Here is a 1,047-nt window from a genome sequence, read left to right as displayed (position 1 = left end):
ATTTCGTCATCATATTGCCGCGCAAGTGGTCGCATCGCCGCAAACATTACGTGTGGCAGATTTAGAACTTGATATGATCAAACGCGTTGCCACGCGCGCGGGGCAGTCGATGTCGCTTACCGCCAAAGAATATGCCCTGCTTGAGTTGTTGATGCGCAAAACTGGCCAAGTGCTTTCACGTACCACCATTGCGTCGTTAGTGTGGGATATGAACTTTGACAGCGATACCAATGTGATTGATGTGGCGGTCAAACGTCTGCGTAGCAAAGTGGACAAACCGTTCGATAAACCACTGATTCACACTGTCAGAGGGATGGGCTACAAACTCGAAGAGAGTCGTGATGCCTAAGTTCTCGCTGCCTTTTTCCATGAAAAACAAGCTCGTGCTGATGTTTGTTAGTATGACGTTTGTGACCTATTTTTCTTTGGCTTTCATCCTACAGTACGCCATTGATCGCCACTTTTATTCGCAAGATTTCAGCTATATTTCCAGTAAGTTCAATGCCATTGAGAAAGAATTAATACGTTCGCCAGAGGACGTGTTCAAGCAAGCGAATAACAGCACGCTCTACATGTGGGTGTTTGAAGGCAAGCAGAACGTCTATCAGAATTCGAGCCTGACGATTCCTCAGAACCGAGCCTACAGCATTAGCTCACCTCAAGTTTTAAATCACGAGCGCGCCATCGAATGGAGTGAGGACTCGCTGAATATTCGCGCGTTTGCGTTTCAAGCTGGGGAGTATCAGGTGGTGCTCGGCATGAGTATCAACCACCATATTTTGTTGTTGGATAAACTCGACTGGATTTTGTTTTGGGCGCTCGGTTTGGCGTTTGTGATTTCTTCAGCGTTGAGCGGTTGGATGGTAAAACGTGGGTTGAAGCCGATTGTGGGATTGAATCAGCACATTCAACAGATATCACCAGAGCAAATGGGCATTCGTCTCGACCCCGATTCGTTGCCAATAGAACTGTGCGAGTTAGCCAACAAACACAGCGCGATGCTAGATAGGTTGCAAACTGGTTTTCGCCGCTTGAGCGAGTTTTCTT

General features: G+C 47.3%; 1 protein-coding gene and 1 pseudogene. Both read left to right on the top strand.

Annotated features, from left to right (window positions below):
* On the top strand, window positions 1-349 hold a 349-nt coding region (locus R7E47_RS25300; RefSeq protein ID WP_318085562.1), incomplete at its 5' end, for a winged helix-turn-helix domain-containing protein.
* Window positions 342-1,047 (top strand): annotated as a pseudogene (locus R7E47_RS25295) (two-component sensor histidine kinase); the annotation flags it as partial. The gene R7E47_RS25300 and the pseudogene R7E47_RS25295, both read left to right, overlap by 8 nt.

The sequence above is a fragment of the Vibrio sp. Vb1026 genome (assembly GCF_033338745.1).
GTDB classification, from domain to species: domain Bacteria; phylum Pseudomonadota; class Gammaproteobacteria; order Enterobacterales; family Vibrionaceae; genus Vibrio; species Vibrio alginolyticus.
This window is presented reverse-complemented; position numbering and strand designations above follow the sequence as displayed.